A 24,083-nucleotide genomic window follows, 5' to 3' on the forward strand; every position below is an offset into this window, starting at 1 on the left:
TTCAAACAAATTATTTAAATATAGCTATTTAAATAAGCCATATTTTAGAATACTGTTCAAGTTTAATTATTCAAGCTATCGATTAACTATGAGGATAGAACCTAGTCAGTTATCTCCATTAATGCTAAGCGCCATAAGCTGGTCATAATTTTAAGCTTCTTTTCGGTTATTCTTGAGCGAGTAAAATTACGTCGAAAATGTAATCCAGTAAAAAAGGTTTCTACCAAAAGTAATACATCCATTAAAGATTGCTGAGGTGCATCAGGATAAAGTGTTCTTGCTGTAGATATGACAAGCTCGGCTGTAGCAGAGGTTAAATTAGTAATTATTTCACGGCTTTCTAATGTTGCTGCCTCGTCGTGTAAACATGCTATAGCGATTTCATGATTAAGAATTGCACTACTGGTATTTGCTGATTGCCAAAGAAAAAAAATCAAATTTTGCAAATCATTATGATTATAATCATCTCTCAGTAGTTCTTTTTCGCAAAGAGATAAAAACTGTACAGATGCGTACCTAATTGACTCTACAAACAAAAATTCTTTACTGCCAAATAAATGTTGTGCAGATCCCCATGCAGTGCCTACTTCAAGACATATTTTTTTAGACGTTACCATATGCATTGGATTTTTTTTAGCAAGTTCTAATACAGCTTTAATGAAGCGTTTTCTGGTTTCTTGACTCCGAACTTGTACTGCACGTTTAACTACAGAAGGGGAGGACATACTCATATTCACGGTTCCTTTTTTGAGAAGCATTGTACCTTAGACTTCCTATTGGAGAAATAGGTTTTAATTTCAAAGCGGTCAATAAATAAAAAGCCTCATGAAGGAAAGCATGGATTATGCTTATCTTCACAAGGCCACTAACACATTCTCCTTTTAATAGACATTTAGCTCATGTTTTTTCGATAGAGTTCATATTAAAATGTCATTTCAATTCCGGCGCCTACCTGGCGAGATTCTCGTAGTCGACCAAATTGTAGGTCACCTTCATAAGTAAGACGAGTAAGGGCTACCTTATCGAATAAGTTTTTAACAAAGATAAATGCACGATAATTATTCATCTCGTATGACATATTTAAATTAACCAAGGTGTAACCAGGCAATTCTAGTGTATTTTCATTATCTTCCCACGATTTCCCTGTATAGCTTAGATTAGCTGAAAAATATATGCCGTTGTTAAAACTGTATGCACCACCGGCAGAAGCCGTTAAGTTAGGGCTTCTTGCGAATTCATTACCACTATAGTCACTTTCATTACTAATAAACTTATCAAATTTAGTTTTAGAATAACCAATGCTAGAGTACAGGTCGAAAGCGTCTAATTGAGTACTTAGCTCTAGTTCAAAACCTTGTACACTCGAAGAACCTGCATTAGTAATAGTTGTATCATCTAAACTTGAACCAAATGAGCCGTATACACTGACTTGTTGCTCTTGCCAATCTATATAGTAAGCATTGACATTTGCTGTAACAGTACGATTGAACCATTGTGAACGAAAACTAAACTCATAGTTATCAGTATATTCTGCGTCATAATTAAAAAACTCTGGTGAGCCTGTTCGTAAAACCTCAATTATATTTACCCCTGAACCGCCTGGACGGTAACCTCGACTATAAATCAAACCTAATGATAAGTCTTTATTGACGCTATATACTGCTCCTAGCTTAGGTAGTAGCTCACTCCCACTTGCGCTAGAATTTGATTCCGGCAGTGGTGGGATAATACTTAAGTCTATATCTTCTACTCTAACTCCAGTTGTAGAACGGAAGAAATTATTTTCTTCATAATCAACGCGTAAACCTGCTTGTAGTTCTAACTGTTCTGTGGGTTGATAGCTGATATCAATGAATGTTGCGTAGTTGATTATTTCTTCTTTTAATGGAGCGCTCGAACTCGCATCAAGCCCCAATAACTGCGTATTTAAAATCCCAGCTTCAAAAACCCCGCCTCTATCTTGCTCGTTTTCAACGTGAGAATAATATAAACCTGTTAATGTTGACCAATTATCACCTCGATAAGTGAGTAAAAACTCTTGTGTTAAAAGTTGATCATTGAAGCTACCAAAAATAACCCTTTGTTCATTTTGACTGTCTGATTCTTGAAATGGACCAATGTTGGTAACATCTGAATTCTGATAAGCAGTTACTGATTTAAGATCTAAAGAGTCGCTTAATTCATAATCCATATTTAAAGATATCATACTAATCCCATCTGCTTTAGCTATCGTAGGGGAAGCTGCTATAGCAATACGAGATTCAAAATCAGGTCCAATAACCTCTACTTGGCCGTCAGTTTTATCGGCGGTGATCTTGCTAAATGCTAAAGTTGCACTTAGATTATTAAAATCTTCTGGTTCAAATAATAACTTACCGCGTATTGTTGTTGCATCTGATTGACCATATTTTTTATCTTGCAGAGTAGAATTAATTATTTCTCCATCGCTGCTACTATGATCTACTGAAAAACGAACCGCTAATTTATCATCAAGTAGTGGTCCTGTGACTGCTACTGATGTTTGCAGGCTATTATTCTGTCCGTAACTTAAACGTGCTTTTCCACCCCAATAGTATTCTGGGTCATTAGTGTTTAGCAATACAGCACCTGCTAATGAGTTACGTCCTTGTACCGTTGTAACTGGGCCACGTAAAACTTCAACTTGTCCAACGTCCCAATTAGATAGCGCAAAACGTTGAGCTTGTTCACTTAATGCCACACCATCAATGTAATACCCGAGTACGGTGCGATTAGTAGGAATACCGCCCGTAGGGCCTTGCTTGCCAATACCGCGAATCGACAAATCTCCTTTAGTATTTAAATCTACATTACCTACTCGAAGTAATGCTTCTTCTAAGTCTAATACAGACTGTTTCTCTAATATATCACCTCGTAAAACGACAACGCTGGCTTGGGTTTCTTGAAGTGTCTTACCAAGTTTTTCAGCGGTCACTATAATTTTCTCTAGTTCATCTTCTTGAGCTTGCAACGGAAGGCTTATTAGACTGCTAATTGTTGTCGCAGCTATTAAACATACAGATCTGCTTGTGGATTTATTTTTTATTTTCATCATTTAACCTATTTTCCTTATTTTATTAGTCGATTCGTTGTTGTTGGTCGTATATTTTCTAAACACTATATTAACTAAAAAATTTATTTGTTCAAGCAAATAAATTCATTGCATAGTTCATACATAATTAGCTATAGTAAGAAAAAGCTTAAATAAGGAATAAGTTCAATATGAGCACAGCTAAGTTTTTTAGTGAAAATTATCAAGAAGCAAGACTTCGATTTGTTGAAGCAGCTTCATTACTAAAAGCAAATTTGAAAAGTTTTACTCTTCCGAAAATACTAGCTCCTGACGGCAGTGAGCTTTGCATTGACACTGCATGGGTTGGTCGCGCTGATGCTAAAGTGATTTTACTATGTATTAGTGGTACACATGGTCCAGAAGGCTTCTGCGGATCAGCGGCACAATTACAAACACTAACAGATGGCAGCATTGATAATCTACCAGAAGATGTAGCAGTGTTATTTATTCATGCTCTAAACCCTTATGGGTTTGCTTATATGAGTCGCTACAATGAAAATAATGTCGATTTAAACCGTAATTGGATTAACTTTGATGACATACCGAAAACATCTGCTTTATGTCAGGAATTAAATAGCCTCTTGCCTCCAATTGATAAGTTTAACGAGCAACATTTTAATAAGGCCTTACAAAGCCTGGCAAAATTACTTGAGAAACATGGTGGTTTAGCCGTTGAAAATGCACTTGGGGCAGGCCAGTACAGTATACCAGAGGGACTTGGATATGGGGGTAAAGAGCGCGAATGGTCAAGCGTTATATTGGCCGAAATTCTATCATCGTTAAACCCTAGAACACAGAAAATTGCTTATTTAGATTGGCATTCACTAGTGCGTAGTGGCACCGACGACATGGTTTATTTATGTTTTAATAAAACAGATGACCCTCTTTTTAAACGCTGTGCTAGTTGGTGGGGGGATCATAATATTCGTACTGAAGCCGTAGCTGAAAAGTGGAACAAAGGCTTAGGCCGTGAAGGAGGGCGACCTGAACGACATGGCTTGGTTATGTGGGGCGTTCAAGATGCAACACAAGCATGCCAAGAAGTTGCTGGAGGTGTCGTCGAATTTACTGATCAACCTTTAGAGCCGCTTTTACAAAAACTGGAAAATATGCGAGCAATGTTACTTTCAAGATACTTTGCTCACAATCGAGATCTTTCTTCGGAGTATAACCAATCACTGTATTTGCAAAGTCGTGAACTGTGGGCACCTAGTGACCAATCTTGGCGTGAGTTACAACTACAACACGCCCAGCGTATCTTTAACGCAACCTTAAATGGCGCTGCCATTTGGGCCAACGAAACTAGCGATGTGGAGACTAATAATGAGTAAAGATTCATATGATAATATTCGAATCATTGACGAGCTCGGCGTCAGTAATATATTGACTATTGAACGTGCAGCTAATGCGGTAGAAAATGTATTTGCGAATATGTACACAGGCAGTGCTAGAAACTTTCCAACTATACGAGAACAGTTACTTTATGCCGATGCAATATATGGCTTCAAGTCAGGATTTTATCAAGGCCCTAACGGTGGTCCAATATTAGGTTTAAAGTCTGGCGGATATTGGCCTAATAACCAACAGAACCAACTAGCAAATCATCAATCTACTGTTATTCTCTTTAACCCTGACAGCGGGCAGCTTCAAGCGCTCGTTGCCGGCAACTATTTAACAGCACTGCGTACAGCGGCTGCCAGTGCTGTTTCGATCAAATATTTAGCTAGAGAAGATGTAAAAACGTTAAGTATTATTGGTGCAGGCGGTCAAGCAGAGCATCAATTACGAGCTGCATGTAAACAACGTTCGTTCAATCGCTTATTAATTGCCAATCGTAATCAAGAAAAAGCGATTCAATTGGGCAATAAACTCAGTGACCTCAATTTAGATATTGAAATCGTAAACTTCCAAACAGCCTGTGAGCAAGCTGATGTGCTGATTACTATTTGTTCAAGTTGGGAAGCAATTGTTCAGCACCAATGGATACAACCTGGGACCCACATTGCTTGTATGGGCACTGATACAAAGGGTAAACAAGAGGTTGATATCAACACTTTAATCCATGCTCAAATATTCTGTGATGAACTAGAACAAGCGATAAGCATAGGTGAATGTCAGCATGCATTTGCAAGTAATAAACTTAAACGTGACGAAATAAACAGTTTGGGTGCGGTGATCGTTGGTGAACATCCAGGTCGTCTTGACCAAAACAGCATTACCCTTTTTGACAGTACAGGCGTGAGCTTACAAGATTTAGCTTGCGCACAATTAGTTTTAGACCTTAAAAGTGAGTTAACAATATGACCATTGCCATCAAATTTGAGAATATTACCGCTGCAGCACAACGTTTAGAAGGTGCCGCAGTACATACACCATTACTTGAAAATGCCAAGCTAAATAAAGTAGTAGGTTGCCGAGTACTCATTAAACCAGAAATTCTTCAACATGCAGGTTCATTTAAGTTTCGTGGCGCCTATAATCGTTTAAGTCAGCTAAATGTCGATGAAAAAAAACGAGGCGTTGTCGCTTGGTCATCAGGTAATCATGCTCAAGGTATTGCCGCAGCTGCCCAATTATTAAATGTAAATGCGACTATTGTTATGCCTAAAGATGCGCCTCAAATTAAAGTGCAAAATACTTTATCCTATGGGGCTAATATCCATTTTTATGATCGTTACACAGAAAGCCGTGAGGAAATTGGCCGAGCATTGACCGAAGAAAAAGGAGCAACTCTTGTTCCCTCTTATGATGATCCAGATGTCATTGCCGGACAAGGTACAGTAGGTTTAGAGTTGGCTCAACAAGCTCAAGCGTTAAATGCTATACCTAAAAAGGTTTTGATCCCTTGTGGTGGTGGTGGTTTATGTGCTGGTAGTGCAATGGCTATTAGTCAAATTTTACCCAATAGTGAAGTTTGGGCCGTAGAACCACAGGATTTTAATGATACCCAACGTTCACTGGCATCTAAAGAATACCAATCTAATTCCCAAGAAAGTCGATCAATTTGTGACGCACTATTAGCACCAACGCCAGGTAGCTTAACTTTCCCTATTAACCAACAATATTTGGCAGGCGCGTTAGCAGTAACTGATGAACAAGTACAAGAAGCGGTCCATTTTGCTTGGAAACATCTTAAATTAGTTGTTGAGCCTGGTGGAGCAGTTGCATTAGCAGCCTTACTTAGTGGAAAAATAGACGTAACAGACAGCTCTGAATGCATAGGGGTAGTACTAAGTGGTGGTAATGTGGATCCTGAGCTGTTTCAGCAATGCATACAAAATAGGGAGTAAACATTATGAGAATCAGCAACAGGCGTCCATTAAGTAATGCCTTGGTTATGCTTCGTGCTTTTTTTATATTATGCTTTTTTACGTCAACGAGCAGTTGGGCTGAATTAGTTTACCGTAACGCTAATATCACTATTGGTGCCAATCAATATCAAGGTAAATTAGGGTATCTGGTTGCGCCAGAAAACCGTAATAACCCTGATAGTCGTTCTATTAAAGTTGCATTTTTACAAATTCAGAGTCAAAAACCATCTGTGAAACAAGCCGTATTTCGTTTTCATGGTGGTCCAGATAATGATGCTCAGTTAGGTGAGAAACTACCGTTAGATTTCTTAAGCCAATTGGATTTTTCGCAAACCTCAACTATCGATATTGATTTTGATATCAGTAAACGAGCTTATGCGCAATTTTTGAATTTTTCTGATTTAGTGCTAATTGACGGCAGAGGAATGGGGTTGTCTCAACCACATTTAGCTTGTCCAACATCTCCCGAACCCGTTGAATTAATGAAGCCCTTTGCTGAACGTCAACTAATTATGAAAAATTTGTTGCTTCAATGTAAAGATTGGTTAATTAGTACAGGTGCTGATTTAAAAGGTTACAACTTAGTAGAAATCACGGAGGATATTGAGGCAATCCGCAGTGATCTAGGTTACCCTAAAATATCGATTTACGGTGGTAGTTTTGGTACGCAAACCGCATTCGCATACCTAAAAAAATATTCTCATCGAGTGAAAGCAGCGGCTTTAGTTGGCATTGAAGGTTTAGCTCATAGTTATGACCGTCCAGCCCAAGTTCAAGCTGCTAGCTTAAAACTAATTGATATGATGAACCAAGACGAAGCACTGACGGATATATTGCCGGAAGGCGATATGGCTTACACCCTAAACAGTATTTTCAAAGAGTTACAAGACAACCCTCGCTCTTATAAGATTAAATCACCCGAAGGGAATACACTAGAAATTCCTTTTAATGCTGATACCGCTAGAATTTTACTTTCTGCCAATGGAATGTTGCTCAAACGAGGTGACACCAAAGAAAGTCGCGGCGGAGGTGCAGCGGCCATTCCACCCATAGCGTTAGCGCTTTATCATAAAGTTTATGATGGTATTGCCAAAGACATCGAAAAAAATTATGTGAAATTTCGAAATAATAGTGTATTTAACGCGGCGGTTAACTTAGTTGATTGTGCTTCTTCCGGCAGCAACGAACGGTTAGAGGAAATAAAGCAAGATGTAGCAAGTATTCCTAACTTCTATGTTGATTCTTTGTCTTATGGTGGACTACAAGGTGCGTATCCCGATCTTTATTGTCAATATTGGGGCGACATAAAACTTCCTAACAGCTTTCGAGATAAGTTCAGTAGTCCTACTCCTATAATATTAATCAATGGACGTTTTGATGGCGCAACTCCCCTTGATAACTCAAAAGAGATCCATCAACAAATGCCAAACAGCCATTTGATTTTAGTGGCAAATGCAGCTCATACGAGTGATGAAATTTTTTACTATCAACCAGATTTATTACAGCAAACCTCTGAATTTTTGCAAACGGGAAGTATTCCAAAAAATTTACCCTCTGAAGTCTCCTTACCCCCTGTTAAATTTAAAACTCTACCTAGTTGGGTAGTCTTTTTATTTAATATCGGGTTAGGAAACCAACTAATGGCTTTACAATAATAGTAATTAATAAAGTATAGATAACCTGAAAATTACTAACAATAGAGCTCAACGTTTTGAATTAGCGACAACGTTAGGTGCGAAGGACTAATTTTAACAAGCTAAATTGTAATAACAGCAAACTTACGGGCACAAGTGTATGAACGCTGAGCATATAAATACAAAGTATATAAAGACAAAGCACATAAATAAGATTAATCCCAAAGCACTGATACACAGTAAGTGGACTAAGGTTGAGGTGACAAAAAAAGAAAAGCATTTTGTTATCACAATAGTTAAGTTTGATGAACAGCAAAACGTGATTGAATGCGTGATAGAAGCCGTAATGACCAAGAATGAATATAGTATTGACTGGCGTGAGCTAAAATTGCGTGATAAGTGGCTTATGGGTTGGCAGTAGTTTGTTTAACATCATTTCAGGATGGGATACTTTTTAAAGCACTAAAGCACTAAAGCACTAAAGCACTAAAGCACTAAAGCACTAAAGCACTAAAGTAGTTGAGTTTATACTACTTTAGTGCTTTTTATTATGATTATTTAACGTTTTTGCGTTACAAGTACCCGTACCGCAATCAATGGTTTTCATATTAAATGTTTTAGCTAAAAATGATGAAATTTGATGTCTATATTTAGCTAAGCCTAAATAGACCCAATGACTCACTGTTTTAATCACTGGCCAATTAAGTGGCGCAACCCAAAAACCTTTTCCAACCAGAGTCCATGCTCTGTGGGTAACTTCTAATCCTAATAAAACTTGCCCGTTATAATGTCCGTGGAGTATTTTCATTGCATCAGAAAATTGTACATTAAGGTATAGAGCTTCAAAGTCTGGTTGGTGTATATCAACTAAGGTAATTAAATTATCGGTATCAAAATTTTTAAGATGACTCATTTCTGCGGCGCATAAGGGGCAGTTACCATCATAAAAAATGTTAAGCATGTTTATCTCCAAACAAGGTCATCAAATAGCTAAATTAATATTATTTAAATCAAATACTAAGTGCAGTTATGTATCTAGTATATACATCGAAAATAACGATCCGGTAATGCAATTTATTGTTAATATTTCATTACCCAACTCTATATTTATTGTTTACTTAATCTATCACCGTCGATAGAAAGCTCTTCTGGTAACTTGTCTTTTTTTGCATAACTTAATCGAGATAGCCGCTCAGTTACGTGGTAGCTATCTAACCCGGAAATACTAACCGTTTCTAACGATTCAATATCAATGTAACCGTCTTTTCGAATCGCGTGTGGCTCACAAATAATATTTGTTACTTTACCTATGACTAATTGGGTGTTGTTTGCAGCAACCGGTATTATTTCTTCAAGTGTTAACGCATACTTTAACAGGCTTTCTTTAACAAAAGGGGCGTTAACTTCATCAATAAACATAGGTGTTAGCCCTGTGTGTTTAAACTCGCATTGATCTGCATCGTAACGTGCTGATGTTTGATGAGCTGAACGCCAAATATTTTTATTTACTTGATTAATTGTATATTGCTTGGTTTGCAGAATGTTTTCTAAAGTATGTCGGGTAACTATGTGTGGTCTGGTAATAAAACCGATGAGTGCAGGGGAGGCACCAAGATGAACAACAGAGCTAAACATTGCTAAGTTAGTTTGGCCTTGTTTATTGACGGTGCCAATAAGGTTAGCACTTTTAAAACCAGATAAACTGTTTATCAGTTTAGCTCTATAGCTGTCTGCCATATTCACTAATTCGAGGTAATTTAAATGTCGCAATTTATTTTATACTCAACGTTTAGTTTCATAATAAAACCTATACGTACGAAAGCTAATTTAAGATCAAATAAATAGTGATAATTACTTATATTATTGAAGAACAATATAAGTAATTATAAACGTTAGTATTAATTGCTTTATTACTTTGTATTATGAGTGCTTTTTATTTTTCATCTGTGGATACTATCTGTTTTTGTATAACCCTATTTGTATACAAACGCATGATTACTTCGAACATAAACGCGATAAAGAAAATTGAAAGAATATAATAAACAATATTCGGCATTGATTGAGATGAATAGGCAATTGCAAAAAGTGCGGCACCAAAAGACCCAACAACGGCAGCGATAACGCAGAATATTTTGGCGTTAGTTTCTTTGATTTTAAATAAATGACCTGTATGCGTAAATCCTTGTATCAGTAATACCGAGATAGCCGCTATGCTGGCAATTTGACTTAAGTCGAACAATAAAATCATTGGGACTATAAGTAATGCAGAAATTAACAACCCTTCTGTGTTATTAAAAATATGGTATTCATATACTTCAGGTAAGTTACCTTCTTTTGCTAACGTGTAGCCAATTTGCGTTACCGCATACAGGGTAGCATTAATCGCTGATGCGGTAGCAAGTAACGCTGTGATGGCTATAATTTTGAATCCCCATTCACCTAGTGCAGGGCGAACCGCTTCAGCTAAAGCATAATCTTTATCTTCTATAATAGTTGCTAAAGAAAGGTTACCAAAAACGGCGAGAGCAACGGCTATATACAAAACAGTAACAAGAGCAATGGCAATAATCATCGCCTTAAGCATCGTTTTTTCAGGGCTCTCCATATCTTCAACGCTGTTAGTAATAACGCTAAATCCTTGGAAGGCAAAAAATGTTAATCCTAAGGCATAAAAAACATGTAAAGTCGCTGGCGCATTGGCTAATGTTAGGCGCGCAGGTTGAATATAAAATAATGCTATTACAGTAAAAATAATTAACGCAAGTAGTTTAATAATCACAATTATATTTTCAGCTTTAGCGACAATTGAGGCGCCAATAAAGTTAATAATGACAAAAAAAGATAGTATAGAAACAGCGAATATATTGAGGATTAAGTTACTATCACTATTTGGAAAGTAAGTAGCAGCATAAGTGCCAAACGACTTACACACTGCTGCTATGGCGACTAATTGAGCAAAGTAAAATAGTACACCAAGCGCGCCCGAAAATACGCCTTCGCCGTAACCATGTATAAGATATTCTACAATACCTCCTCGGCTTGGGTAACGAACAGCAAGTTTACTTAATGAGTAACCACAAAATAATGCGATAACTGCGGCAATAGCAAAAGAGAAAGTAACTAGATTTCCGGCAATTACACCGGCTTCTCCAATAACAATAAAAATTCCCGCACCAACCATGGAGCCTATACCTAAAAATACCGCACTCCATAAACCAAATGCTTTTTTTTCTATGATCGATTCTGTTTTTAAATTCATCGTAACTGCTTTTTTATGTAGTATTTATTAATAAAGGAACTTTATTACAAAGAATATTTGTTATCTCTATGAAATAAAGTAACTATTGTATGGTTATTATCTACCTAATTTGCATAATGTCATTACTTTTTGAACTGTTTTTTAGAGAATTCTTTAGTAAGATTTAACGGTGAATAATTGAAGAAACTCTGACATTTAGCGATGCTACTTATTATTACTTAGTCATTACTAAATGCTTGTTAAATAATGCAGTAAATAACATTTACTTTGGCCAATAATATGACAAAGCAGTTATTGCTACCCCTAATTTTATTGCTTTATTGTTTGATATTTAAACAGGTAAAATAAGCGTTGAAGGTGTTATTCACAACGTATTAAACTCAAGTTTTAAGAAAGCTAAACATTAGGAATACTATTGAAAATATTCATTATTATTGTTTTGATGAGTCTCATTGGCTGCACTTTGCAACCAAGCCATGATTATCAACAAAAAAGCAGGTTAGAGAACACAACAAAGAATAGTCATCCACACAACGTAAAAAAAATTGTTCCCATTGGCACTTGGGAAGGAATTAGCCGTTCAGGAGCAGAATTTAAAGTATTGAAAATTATGTCTAACAACCAGCATAGTTTAATTTCATATAATATTGCATCAGGTATGCAAATTAAAAAAAGTGTTTCATTCACAAATGAAGATATAGAATGTGATGAGTTTAACTGTCACATTTATACTCACACAGCAGATGAGAAGCTGCCATTAAAAATTATTCTTACAAAATTTTTAGATCAGGACTATCTAGTGACAGAAGCCGTTAAGCTAGGATCAGGAGAAATATACAGCTTAAACTACGGACTAAAAATAATTAATGTTGAAACAACACCTGAGCGATTTATTGCGCAAGAAACAGAAAAGTTAACCACGATAAGCTCAACACATAAAAATGAACGGTTTGGCTACTGGAGTGGAATACTCGAAATTTCAAATGAAGATCAATTAAAGTTTGCTACATTGGACTATCAACCTGGGCAACTAGCAACTTTTACGGTTTATACACCTGGGCTACCATACCCAGCAAGAATGAATTTTAACCCCGATTGGTTACAGCAAAATGATGGTGAATTAAGCACTAAACTGCAAGGGGCTATTTTTGCTAGCGAAATAACCTTAAGATATCCTCTAAATGATTTGATTCAAGGCGACTTTGAACAACGATTTGAACGTTATCCTGAACGGCTTATTAGTAATGGAAACTTCACTCTTTCGCGTGTTAAGCCATTAAAGGATTATAAACTATCAAAGTCGTTAACTAATCTGCTGAAAGCATTAGAATTACACTAAATAGATGAATGATAGTTTTGGATCTTCAGCGGGCAGTGGAAGTTTAGTCTGGCATTATTGTTTAGTTACAAGACTAAGGCCAAATCGCTTATTTCAAATACTCTGACCCCATTGATTATAATAATCGTAATAAAGTGATGATATCGAGCTGTGCTGAATTATTCAATATTTGCCTTAATGAGTTTGCTCCAACCTCAGTTTTTTACTGTTTAACTCAGCATTTTTGATAAAAGAAATAGTTAAACGTCGTCCCTATATTCGTTAAGTTTATTCGCATCAAACTACCTTTATTCAGATTAAAGTGCTAATAAAATCACAAAAAATCGCAATTGCTAACACTTAAGTTACATGATATTAATGTACTTGTTGTGAATTTTAAACAACAATATTAATAACATATCAACAAGGATTTAAGGATGAAACAATCAACTGTATTTACACCCAATATTATTGCGGGTGCAACACTCGCATTATCAGCTGGCTTTACAACAATTTCATATGCTGCAGATGAAGTAAAGAATGTAGAACGTATTGAAGTAACAGGCTCACGTATCAAGCGATCAGATATAGAAGGCCCCTCTCCGGTGCAATCTATAGGTCGAGCTGATATTGAAAATATGGGTTACGACAATTTACAGCAACTTCTTGAAAGAATGCCTGTAGCAGGTAGCGGTACATTTTCAACTCGTGGGAATAATCAAGATTCAACTGCTAACGGCTCAGCTGCGGTAAGCTTACGAGGCCTAGGGGCCGATGCAACACTGGTGCTGATCAATGGTCGCCGTGTATCAATTAGTGCTTTTGCTGAGGGTATCACTAACTCATTTGTAGATATTAACAGTATTCCTGTTTCTGCTATTGAGCGTATCGATATACTAAAAGATGGCGCTTCAGCTATCTATGGCTCAGATGCAGTAGCGGGTGTAGTTAACGTTATCTTAAAGAAAGATATTGATGGTGTTGATATTAATCTAGGCTATGGCGGTACAGATGGTCCAAATTATGAAGAAACAACAGCAAGTCTAGTTTGGGGGACTGCAAACGAAAAAAGTAGCGCGTCAGTTATTGTCGATTACTTTAAAAACACATCTCTTTCTTCTGATGAAATGGGGCGTTTAGGCACTGCAAATCAAGCTCCATATGGTGGTGAAGATTTCCGTTCATCTCGTGGTTTCCCCGGGTATTTTTATGTAGACGGTGTTAAAACGATTGATCCGGCTTGTCCTGCTGAAAATGCAACTTCAAGCGGTAGTTGTTTATTTGATTACGGCCCATATGGTTATATTACACCTGCATCTGAGCGTGTAGGTGCTATTTCTCAATTTGAATATAACTTTGATAATGGCATTACTGGCTTTTTAGAAATGGCAGTACAGCACAATACGTCTGTTGCGGCTGGAGCCCCTACACCACTAGATGAAGATGCAGGCTTAACTGTTCCAGCTAGCCACCCTAATAATCCATTTGGTGAAGACATTCAAATTGGTCGTTACCGTACAGTTGATGCAGGCGCACGCCAATGGGATATTGAGTCAGACACCTTACGTTTTGTTGCAGGATTAAAAGGCGAAATCAATGATTGGAGTTGGGAAACAGCGGTGCAAAAAGGTCGTAGTAAATCGCTGCAAACTGGCGATAGAACCCAAGGTTGGGTTCGCACTGACTTTTTACAACAAGAAATTGATGCTGGAAATTACAACCCGTTTGGCGGCACTTATAACGATGCGGCAGTTATCGATAGAATAACAACCAGTTTAGTACGACGCGGCGAATCACACATGACATCATTTGATGCAAATATTACCGGTGAAGCATTTAGTTTTGGTGATGATGTGATTATGATGGCGGCAGGTATCGAATATCGAGAAGAAGATGTAAACGATATTCCAGATGATCAATTTCAACGAGGCTTAATTTTTGGTACTGAATCTGTATCGGCTTCAGCAAGTCGTGAACAATACGCAGCATATGTTGAATTTTCAATCCCGCTTGCTGAAAACCTCGAACTGCAATTAGCAGGTCGTTACGATGATTATAGCGACTTTGGTACAACAACAAATCCCAAAGTGGCTCTGCGTTGGGCACCAACTGACGAAATAACTGTTCGTGGTTCTTGGGCGCAAGGTTTTAGAGCACCTTCGTTAGCGCAAATAGGCTTAGGTCCATCACAAAAGAGTCAATTTTTTGTTGATTCAGAACGCTGTGAACAAACAGGATTAGATTGCCAAGCACTTGATTACAATATTGAGTTCTCTGGTAACCCTGATTTACAAGCAGAAGAGTCAGAATCATGGAACGTGGGTGTTATTTGGGCTCCGATAGCTGAATTTGGTTTAAGTGTTGATGTATGGAGTATTACTCAAGATAACAAAATCGATGAAGAAGAGTTCGGCCCTATTTATGCTGCAGAATGTAGTAATCAAAATAGTACTGTGTGCGTTCGTTTAGACCCTACTGGTGGTGCAAGCTTAGGTACAATACAAAAAATACACAGCACATTTAAAAACTTATCATCGCAAGAAGTATCTGGTGTTGATATTTCAGCAAACTATAGTCACTCTCTTGATGACTTAGGTTTACTTAAATTTAATCTAGAGTGGGCATATCAAAATAAGTTTGAAAAAGATGGCCGTGATTACACAGGGGAATATGGTTACCCAGAGCATCGCTTTATTTTTTCAACTAACTGGGAAATTGGCGAGTTTAACACCAATGTAAATATCAGTTATGTAGGCGAATTTGAAGATACTCCTGATATTGACTTTGATGGCAATTTAGATTTTGATAGCAATACATCACGTATGATTGACTCACAAATACTAGTTGATTTACAAACGTCTTACCGAGTTACTGAATCTATTAAATTATCGTTAGGTGTTAATAACTTATTTGATGAAGAGCCACCATTTGCAATTGGTGATGGCGATGGTGATTTATACGGTTATGCATCAGCTGTACATAATCCTCGTGGTCGTTATTTGTATACTAAAGTAAGATTTTCTTTCTAAATAAAAGACATAAAAAACCGCCAGTTGGCGGTTTTTTTATTTAAAATTAAGGACTAAATTATAGCTCGCCTTCGTTTTTAGTTAAGAACTTAGCAACGTTTCAGAGCTTGCAATTAACCAATTAACCAATTAACAAGGACATATATTGACGCTCTCCATAAATCAAGTCGAACTTAAGTACTTTCACTTTATTGTTTTGCTCTGATATATTCTATAAGCGAGTGTGCTAGTTAACTTGTGCTTCGCTATTTTGGCCAACAATTTTAGCTTTTATTTGAGACGTTAGGTTTATTCAAGGTAATCAAGTGTATCGAACCTTTTTAATATGTAGCCTTCTCATTTGTGCCTACTTTTCTATAGGAGCATATTTGCTGTACGAGCAGATGCCACGCTATTTATTTCCAAATATTATTTTAACTTCTACAACAGAAGAGCTACACACATTGAAGTTTTACGATTCATTCAACAATGAATTACTTGTTCGTGAGTACGGGCAATCTGAAGATCAATGTATTGTATTTTTTCCTGGACGTCACGGAGGGATAAAAAAATACGAAGAAACACTTTTTAGAGCTTTCCAAAATAATAACTTCAAGGTGTTCTCTATTTCGTATTCGGGACAAGATGGAGCTATAGGTCGAGTAGATAATATTGCATCTTTAATAAGGTTAATTACTGATGCAATGACAACTATTTCGTTAAATTGTCCTCCCGAAAAAACAATTGTTTATGGCCGCTCTTTAGGAGCAACTGTTGCAGCACACTCTATAGAAGAAAATAAAGTATCAGGACTCATTATAGAAGCTGTTGCTCCGTCATTATCGGTTGCAGTTAATAACTACTTAAATTCAAAGTGGTATTTAAGCCCACTGAGAATTTTGCCAATAGAGCACTTGCTTTCAAAAGACTATGACTTAAGCGAACCTCTTTCTTTATTAAAAGCAATTCCTGTTAGTATTTTTCAAGGTACTAAGGACTCACAAACACCTTTAAGTCAATTACAACAAAATTGGAGTTATGGTGGCAATGTCTCGCTACATATAGTTAATAACGGTGGTCATTCAAATACATATATACAAGCAACAAACGAAATTGTTAAAGTAGCAAACAGTATGTTGGTGCACCCATAAATCTAATAAGGCACTCAAAAAGACAAAAAACAGTTATTTTGCTGTTTCGTTGCTTATTTTAGCCAACATTTTTGCCTATTATTTTAAGTGTTTGTTGTTCATGGAGAGTTGATGAGTTCTACGATTAAGAAAGTCCTATTTAATTTTGGTGGCTATTCCTTTTGGATATTATTAGTTCTTTGGGCTGTTTTTTCATTTTTTCTCAAAGGTTGTGAATCTACTTGCTATCATGAAGTAGTAAAATCTGTAACTTCTCCTGACGGAAAACAAGTAGCTGAAATATCGATTGGCGATTGTGGCGGAGCCACAACAGATTTCTTTGGTGGTGTTGATGTAAAAAGCGATAACCCCGAATTAACCGCAGAAAATCTATTTACCTTTGATGGTCGTCCCGAAGAAACGGGACTTGAAGTACGCTGGGTTAGTAATACAGAATTAATTATTAGTATTTCTGATCTTTATAAAGCTCGCTACATTAACCCCAATGGTAGGAAAAGCGCCGGTTTAAAAGTAAAATATGAGTATCGTAAATAGTACAGTGAGTTTCTAGCTATAGTCCCAGACATTACCAAGGTTGATGTGTGCATTTGTTAGAATAATTTAGCGATTATTTGCTCCGGTATAAATAATTTAATCCGCCGCTGATATTTAGCCATAATAAATACCACCCCGAAAACAATACCAATAATACATAGAGCCAATGCATGCCATAGCCGCTGTGCAATGGATATGATTGATTTATTAATCGGTATTGCCATGGTAGGGTGTCTGAACGCTGTGACATTATCATTTTATTTTGTTGTGGATATACATTAACAGAGGTACGGCCATTAGGGTGCCATTCGTTATTTAGCTGAAATCTGAATCGATAAAAACTATGTTCATTGACTTTATCTAAGTCAGGTATCCGTAAAAATGTCGGCCAACCATCAGGTACCTGTATCAATGCTAAAGCTAACGCCTTGCTTGGTGTATTAAGGTTCGTGTGATCAGATATTTCAATACTTGGTAGTACTTGTAATGGAGGCAATATAGGACTAATTTGTTTTTGCCACATCATTACAGCCCCAGTAAATACAATGATAAATAACGTTGGAGTAAAAACTATCCCACTGTGTCGATGAAATTGCAGTAAGGTCGCTGCTTTACGGCCTGTCCATGGAGTAACTTTAACAAAGCGCCAGCGAAACCCTTTACGGCCAGGCCACCAGAGATATATTCCTGATAAGGTTAAGACTACAGCAATAATGGAACTGAAAAATAGTAGCCACTTACCAATATCTCCTGTTAGTAATTCAACATGTATTTTATGAAAAAAATGTAAAGTGTCCATCAACCACAAATTATTGTTGAAAGGGGCTAATGTCTCAATATTAAGTAAAGTATGATGATCATTAATTTCGGTTATAGTCCAATAAGGTTGATCAATATTTGGCGCTTTAATACGTTTGATAGCATATTTTTGGGTTATGCTTACTACTTGATCAAATTGCTTCACAATCATTCCAACTTGATAATCTTTGGGCAACTCTCCCTGCTGGCTAACAAATAGCTCTATTAGTTTGTTTTTATATGTTAATCCGATGCCAGTAACTGCTGATAGTATTAAGGGCAGCATGGCTATGATTCCTAACCATCTATGCCAGAATTTAAGTTTTAAACCAGTTGCTAGTTTCATGATTTCTCTAAAATAAAGGAATCAAGGCTCCAACTAAGAAGCCTTGTTTATACAAATAATATATTAACGATTTTAGTGATTAAAAGCTTATTTGATATGCTGCCGAAAATGAACGTCCGATCCCTTTAAAATTACGTAAATCATTAGGGTTAGATTGAGAGTAGTAAGAGTAATAATCTGTATTCGTTAAGTTTTGAATAGCGAGTGTTACTTGTCCCGAAAATATAGCAATATTAGCACTGAAATCTACAGTGGTGTAACCGTCAAATTCATTCACAATGTCATTATCACTATTTCGTTGTTTTCGATCTAATAAATGGTTCACTTGCAAACGTGTTGTCAAAATATCATTCCAGTCGCTATCCCAACTAATATTAATACGATCAGGCGAAATATCTGAGCCCCCTAGGTCGCTGTCTACACTACCATTTTCATCAGAATCATAACGACCATCAGAGTTTGCATAACGTAAGCCTAAACTATCTGTTAATGAAAATGCCCAATCAGCACTAAACTCAAAACCATCTACTTCTGTCATCTCTCGTTTAACAGAGTAAATACCATCTTCATCAGGCTCTAAACGTTGACCAAAATCGCTTTCTGAAGTGTAATAAGTTAATTGCGCTTGTACGTCATTACCTCTATATTCAAGACCTAGTTCTGTATTCTCAGTAAGAATAGGCTTTAAATCTAAAAAGAACTCGACACTTTGGTTAGGTATATTAATGCCACGTAATACACGACCTACATCGGGCATTGAAAACGCTTCAGCATAATTAGCAAATACACGCCAGTTATCATTTAATTTGTAGGTACCTCCTAAATTGATTAACGTTTCAGAGAATTCTGGTGAACCGCCCTCAACAAATTGGCTGCCGTAAGAAGCTAAAGTAGTAAAGTCATCAACATCTAGTTTAGCTACCTCATGACGCACACCAGCAGTGATATTCAATGCTGTTATACCTGAGTATTCTACTTGAGCATACGGAGCATAATTAATGTATTGTGTCTCGGGTACCCAAGTTCGGCCTGTTTGCACTAATGCTTGCCATGTTTGATCTTGTAGTATGTCAAAACCATACACTAAACTTATTGGTAACTGCATTAGTTCATCATTGACAAAAGTAACTTTCATTCCCGTCTTTTCAGAATTATTTTGAGACTGATCAATTAAGTTTTCTCCATATTCAGCGTCTTGAAAAGTTGCAATTGGAGTTACTTGGGCACCGTAAGTAGCAGCAAAGTCTTGATGAAATACCTTAATAGATAAACTTTGACCTAAAAAGTCTTGTTTTGAATAATTGATACTTACAGTTGTCGCTTTATTTTTAGCTGGATCACCTATTATGTCACCTTTGACAGCTGTACTGGGTATATCAGCATCTACATCGCCAGCAACAGATACCCAACTGTTGTTACCTTTAATTTGATATTGATTAACCATCAATTCAACACGACTATCTTCCCACTCATAACCAGCTTTAATAAAGCCATCAAAGGTAGAGGTATCCATAGTGTCACCTTGGGTATTATCTACGCCAACCACTTCACCATCTGCATCATAAGCCATGCCTGTATCACGTAATGTAAATGCCATTAGTAAATCAGAATTTTTCCACCGATTGGCTAAACTATAGCTTACCCCGAAGCTTGCACTTTCCCCTATATCTTCCGGTTGAAATTGAGTATCAATCTTTATCTTTTGCTCAAATTCTTTAGTGGGTCTACGGGTAATTAAATTAATAATACCACCAGCAGCACCTAACCCATGAATAGCATTAGCTCCGTGCAACACCTCAATTCTTTCTAATAAAAATGGATCTATGGTATGTCCATCTCGACCACCATCTCGTAATGGATTAGATTGCGGTACACCATCAATTAGATATAGTGGACTACGGCCTCGCATAGTTTCACCTGAACCGCTCATCTTTTGTCTGCTTGGAGAGAAGCTTGGGACTAAATTTCCTAATACCGTTGAAATATCATGCTGAATAGACAACTGCTGCTCTAACTCTTCAGTATCAATAACAGTTATAGTGTTTGGAATTTGGCTAAGTGGTTTCTCTACACGAGATGCGGTAATGACGAAGACTTCATCAACACTTCTTGAAGTTGGCGATGCATCTTTGATGTCGTCGGCTAGAGCATAGCTTGAAAAATTAAAGCAAGAAATAATGGCGCAACTAACGAGTGATAATTGTAATTTCATAGGGTATCCATCAAAATTAAGTAGAATATTATAAAGAAATATTTAGTTTAAAAATAAACAAGAAAGGAATGTAAATGACAATCGTTCTCATTACAATTTATTTATTAAAAATAGAATATTATTAAATAAGTCACCTTATAAATTATCTCAGTAGATGAGTGATACTTGAGATAAGTTGTATGAGGATTTTTTAATATAAAATTAATGATTTTACTAGACTCTAAATGGCCTCAGAAAATAAAAAGTTAATGTCAGCTTTTGTCTAGCAGTTATTGTAAGTCGCAGAGTTTTACAAAGACTGCTTCGTCAGAGCAGGGTCTTTAAAAACGTAATAGTGAACGTCTATTTATTACTTGGTTTCATCTGAAGTTAATACAGGTAACTTTTAAATACACCTAAAGCTTACCTGTATTTTTACGTACTTAATTAGAGGTATTCACCGGCGTTGTTGAAGTACTTTCTTCTGTGTCATCACAAGTGCTGCCGTTACTTTTACGGCAAGTATTTAACCTATCTTGTTCTGATTTATCGTTGTTTAATACTTGTTGTAAGTCTTCAGTGCGTTGCTTTACTGCGACCCCATAACTATGGTCATCGCCCCATAAATCAGCGAGTGCAGTTAATGATTCATTGTCATGTTTAGCAAATATTTCACCTGCTCGCTTGGCATCGGCCTGATCATTACCTAAGAGGGTGAGGGCTTCAACACCTAAGTTAAGCGCTGAATCAAAAGTTTCACGCTTAAATGTCTCAATGCCAAGATGCATTAATTGATAAGCATGGCGGCGATCAATTGCTCGTGCGACAATTTTTAGGTGAGGATAGTATTTTTTGGCCATTGTTGCTATTTGAAGTACTTTGTCAGCATCATCAATGGCGATAACCAATAATTGTGCTTCATTTGCACCAGAAGCGGTTAGTAAGTCTAAACGTGCAGCATCACCATAAAAGACTTTATTACCAAAGCGCCTTAATAATTCTATTTGGCTAGGACTATGGTCAAGAATGGATAAGTGATATCCCTGTGCTGTTAATAAACGACCAATAACTTGACCAAAACGGCCGTAGCCGGCAATGATGACATTTTTAGTCGCTTCTATTTGTTCAGGCTTATCGAACGATTTTTGTGAGTTATCTTCGCGGTTGATAACTTTGTCATAAAACATCAATAACAAGGGAGCCATTAGCATTGATATAGCGACAACCAACGTGGTGAGTTTTGTTTGTTCTACGCTAAGAATTTGTAGTGTGCTGGTTAGTGATAACAATACAAAGGCAAATTCACCTCCTTGTGCTAACGCTAGAGTAAACAGTAATTGTTGTTTGCTTTTCATTTTAAATACGTAAGCAAGGATATATAAAACGAGCGCTTTAATGGCAATTAGCCCAACGACAAAGAGCATAACATTACTAAACTGTGCTATTAATAACGGGAAATCAATTGATGCACCCACGGTAATAAAAAATAAGCCAAGTAATAGCCCTTTAAAAGGCTCGATATCAACTTCTAATTCGTGTCTAAATTCACTTTCTGCTAAGACAACACCGGCTAAAAATGTGCCTAAAGCAGAAGACAAACCAATTTTTTTCATAATGACAGCAATAACAATCACTAAAAACAAAGCGAAAAGGGTAAATAGCTCGCGTAAACGTGTCTCTGCTATGTAACGAAATAGTGGTGTCGAAATGTACTTGCCTGCAAATACTATTGCAGCAATGGTCGCTAGTGATATTAATACTTGTGCGTAAACAGGAAAGTGCTCTATTAAGTTTCCATGGCTTGAGGCAACGTCAACGTTACCTATTTGGGTAAAAGCGAGCAGTGGCAATAAAGCTAGAATTGGAATAACCGCTATATCTTGAAATAACAGTACAGAGAAAGCGTTTTGGCCGGCTTCTTGTTTTATCCAACCTTTTTCGTTTAAGGTTTGTAATACAATAGCAGTAGATGATAATGCCAGCATAAGCCCTATGGCTAATGAAGTTTCCCAGCGTAAATTTAATATAAAATAACCAATAGCAAAAAACAGTGCGCTAGTCAGTAAAACTTGTAATCCACCTAAGCCCATAATGGAGTGTCTTAATTTCCATAGTCTTGAAGGTTGTAGCTCTAAACCGACTAAAAATAACATCATAACTACACCAAATTCTGCAAAATGCATCACGTCAGTTTGGTCGCCAACAAGTCCAAAAGCAAAAGGGCCAATAATAATGCCAGCAATGAGATAGCCAAGCACGGAGCCTAAGCCTAAACGTTTGGCAATGGGGACAGCGACTATGGCTGCGGCTAAATAGATGACTGCCATTTCTAACATAGGTTTCTCTTCTTATTGTTTTAACAAAAATTACGTATCAGTATTTTTATGATGATGTAATACCCCTGGCAAGCTCTGAGTGGGAACTAACTTAATGGACTTGGTATATACCTTCTCATAAAATAATGTGGTCACTTGTTATATGAAACGGGTATTATCTAGATATTTTTATTTTTACTATAAAGCATTAATTAAATAAACTTAGTGTTATAAAAAGTACACGAAATCATCACAGTAAAAAATGCGCTCTTGCATATTTTCATGAATGTAGAAGAAATTAATGTCATGTAAACTTTTATATAGTGTTTTAGGGACTACTTCAATTTGTATTAGGTTAGCTTTAGGATCTTAATGACCCAAATAACGCAAAGGTTTATGACTGGATATCTGAAAAAATCATTATACTCCGTAAAGTTGTTAACTGTAAAATTTGTAGCCTAATCTGTACCCGATAAAATCGAAGGCTCTATACTTATTTAGAAGAGAAGAGGGTAGGTGAAACTATGCCAATTAACAATAATTATGCTCTAGTTTTAATCCGTTCGTTGAATACTAATAACCCTATCTTCCACATGTTGTAATAATGGTTCAAGCTCATGAACTGGAGAATTGAACCAATAATCTTTATCTTTTGATAGTACTAAAACAGGCATACGTTTATGGTATTGACCACATTGAGTATTGGGCTGAGTGGTTAACGTGACTAGCTCAGTATGCTCACGTTGAAATAATATACCAGCCATATATAAGGGCATTTTATTCGCGTGTTCAAATAAATATTTAACCTTTTTGCCATCTTCTGTTCTCCATTCAAACCAACCGTTGCAAGGCACTAAACACCTCTGGTTTTGGAATGCTTCCTTAAAAGTTGGCTTGATCGCTACCGTTTCAGATTGAGCATTAATAATTAATTTTTTTGACCAGTTAGGCTGAATACCCCATAAGGCATTTACTTGTTGATAGCTTGATCCACTATGAACTATTGTGGCTACCGATTGGCTTGGACGCAAATCAGCATTCGTTTCTACGCTGTAATGCGTATTAAATAGCTCGCTCACTATTGGTGTTAAATTGTTGTTTACACTAAACCGACCACACATACTGAC

At 36.8% G+C, this 24,083-nt stretch carries 18 protein-coding genes; 9 read left to right on the top strand and 9 right to left on the bottom strand.

All coding sequences use genetic code 11. The features are described 5' to 3' along the window. Positions 1-101 precede the first annotated feature (101 nt). Together Q4503_RS16205 and Q4503_RS16210 are read right to left on the bottom strand one after the other, a co-directional pair. Positions 102-731: a hypothetical protein gene (locus Q4503_RS16205; RefSeq protein WP_303602880.1), complete on the bottom strand. Its 630-nt coding sequence runs from the start codon at positions 729-731 to the stop codon at positions 102-104. Positions 732-922: 191 nt separating this feature from the next. Further along, positions 923-3,073 (bottom strand): TonB-dependent receptor, encoded by a 2,151-nt coding sequence (locus Q4503_RS16210; protein ID WP_303602881.1) that lies wholly within the window; start codon positions 3,071-3,073, stop codon positions 923-925. Positions 3,074-3,240: 167 nt separating this feature from the next. On the opposite strand from Q4503_RS16210, the gene Q4503_RS16215 reads away from it, so the two are divergent. The 5 genes from Q4503_RS16215 to Q4503_RS16235 all read left to right on the top strand — a co-directional run bounded on the left by Q4503_RS16215 (position 3,241) and on the right by Q4503_RS16235 (position 8,457). Then, a complete protein-coding gene (locus tag Q4503_RS16215; RefSeq protein WP_303602882.1) occupies positions 3,241-4,422 on the top strand; it encodes a DUF2817 domain-containing protein in 1,182 nt (393 codons plus the stop codon). Then, a complete protein-coding gene (locus Q4503_RS16220) occupies positions 4,415-5,395 on the top strand; it encodes an ornithine cyclodeaminase family protein (RefSeq protein ID WP_303602883.1) in 981 nt (326 codons plus the stop codon). The genes Q4503_RS16215 and Q4503_RS16220 overlap by 8 nt, the downstream gene beginning before the upstream one ends. Then, positions 5,392-6,381 (top strand): threonine/serine dehydratase, encoded by a 990-nt coding sequence (locus tag Q4503_RS16225; protein ID WP_303602884.1) that lies wholly within the window; start codon positions 5,392-5,394, stop codon positions 6,379-6,381. Before Q4503_RS16220 ends, Q4503_RS16225 begins: the two co-directional genes overlap by 4 nt. Before the next feature lie 5 nt (positions 6,382-6,386). Next, positions 6,387-8,057, top strand: a complete 1,671-nt coding sequence (locus Q4503_RS16230; protein WP_303602885.1) for an alpha/beta fold hydrolase — start codon at positions 6,387-6,389, stop codon at positions 8,055-8,057. Positions 8,058-8,241: 184 nt separating this feature from the next. Next, complete coding sequence (locus tag Q4503_RS16235; protein WP_303602904.1) at positions 8,242-8,457, top strand: TIGR02450 family Trp-rich protein; 216 nt, start codon at positions 8,242-8,244, stop codon at positions 8,455-8,457. A 114-nt stretch (positions 8,458-8,571) separates the two neighbouring features. On the opposite strand, the gene Q4503_RS16240 is transcribed toward Q4503_RS16235, so the two are convergent. The 3 genes from Q4503_RS16240 to Q4503_RS16250 all read right to left on the bottom strand — a co-directional run bounded on the left by Q4503_RS16240 (position 8,572) and on the right by Q4503_RS16250 (position 11,295). Beyond that, the gene (locus tag Q4503_RS16240) at positions 8,572-8,997 is read right to left on the bottom strand and encodes a thiol-disulfide oxidoreductase DCC family protein (protein WP_303602886.1); all 426 of its coding nucleotides are present in this window, start codon (positions 8,995-8,997) and stop codon (positions 8,572-8,574) included. A 146-nt stretch (positions 8,998-9,143) separates the two neighbouring features. After that, the gene (locus Q4503_RS16245) at positions 9,144-9,773 is read right to left on the bottom strand and encodes a flavin reductase family protein (protein ID WP_303602887.1); all 630 of its coding nucleotides are present in this window, start codon (positions 9,771-9,773) and stop codon (positions 9,144-9,146) included. Positions 9,774-9,969: 196 nt separating this feature from the next. Continuing rightward, positions 9,970-11,295, bottom strand: a complete 1,326-nt coding sequence (locus Q4503_RS16250; RefSeq protein ID WP_303602888.1) for an APC family permease — start codon at positions 11,293-11,295, stop codon at positions 9,970-9,972. 415 nt (positions 11,296-11,710) lie between these two features. Between Q4503_RS16250 and Q4503_RS16255 the strand changes: the two genes are divergently transcribed. The 4 genes from Q4503_RS16255 to Q4503_RS16270 all read left to right on the top strand — a co-directional run bounded on the left by Q4503_RS16255 (position 11,711) and on the right by Q4503_RS16270 (position 17,306). Then, positions 11,711-12,634: a hypothetical protein gene (locus Q4503_RS16255; RefSeq protein WP_303602889.1), complete on the top strand. Its 924-nt coding sequence runs from the start codon at positions 11,711-11,713 to the stop codon at positions 12,632-12,634. Positions 12,635-13,050: 416 nt separating this feature from the next. Beyond that, positions 13,051-15,642, top strand: coding sequence for a TonB-dependent receptor (locus tag Q4503_RS16260; RefSeq protein ID WP_303602890.1), 2,592 nt, complete (start codon positions 13,051-13,053; stop codon positions 15,640-15,642). Between the two features lie 368 nt (positions 15,643-16,010). Continuing rightward, positions 16,011-16,772 carry an alpha/beta hydrolase gene (locus Q4503_RS16265; RefSeq protein ID WP_303602891.1) on the top strand — a complete coding sequence of 254 codons (762 nt, stop codon included), beginning with the start codon at positions 16,011-16,013 and terminating at the stop codon, positions 16,770-16,772. A gap of 111 nt (positions 16,773-16,883) precedes the next feature. Further along, positions 16,884-17,306 (top strand): hypothetical protein, encoded by a 423-nt coding sequence (locus Q4503_RS16270; RefSeq protein ID WP_303602892.1) that lies wholly within the window; start codon positions 16,884-16,886, stop codon positions 17,304-17,306. A 73-nt stretch (positions 17,307-17,379) separates the two neighbouring features. On the opposite strand, the gene Q4503_RS16275 is transcribed toward Q4503_RS16270, so the two are convergent. From Q4503_RS16275 to Q4503_RS16290, 4 genes are all read right to left on the bottom strand, one after another. Then, positions 17,380-18,450 carry a PepSY domain-containing protein gene (locus Q4503_RS16275; RefSeq protein WP_303602893.1) on the bottom strand — a complete coding sequence of 357 codons (1,071 nt, stop codon included), beginning with the start codon at positions 18,448-18,450 and terminating at the stop codon, positions 17,380-17,382. Between the two features lie 79 nt (positions 18,451-18,529). Then, positions 18,530-20,662, bottom strand: a complete 2,133-nt coding sequence (locus Q4503_RS16280) for a TonB-dependent receptor (protein ID WP_303602894.1) — start codon at positions 20,660-20,662, stop codon at positions 18,530-18,532. A gap of 422 nt (positions 20,663-21,084) precedes the next feature. Then, on the bottom strand, positions 21,085-22,977 hold the full coding sequence (locus tag Q4503_RS16285) for a monovalent cation:proton antiporter-2 (CPA2) family protein (RefSeq protein WP_303602895.1): 1,893 nt from the start codon (positions 22,975-22,977) through the stop codon (positions 21,085-21,087). A 533-nt stretch (positions 22,978-23,510) separates the two neighbouring features. Beyond that, on the bottom strand, positions 23,511-24,077 hold the full coding sequence (locus Q4503_RS16290) for an SOS response-associated peptidase (RefSeq protein ID WP_303602896.1): 567 nt from the start codon (positions 24,075-24,077) through the stop codon (positions 23,511-23,513). Positions 24,078-24,083: the final 6 nt, after the last annotated feature.

Origin of the sequence: Colwellia sp. 6_MG-2023 (genome assembly GCF_030547765.1) — a bacterium.
Classification (GTDB): domain Bacteria; phylum Pseudomonadota; class Gammaproteobacteria; order Enterobacterales; family Alteromonadaceae; genus Colwellia.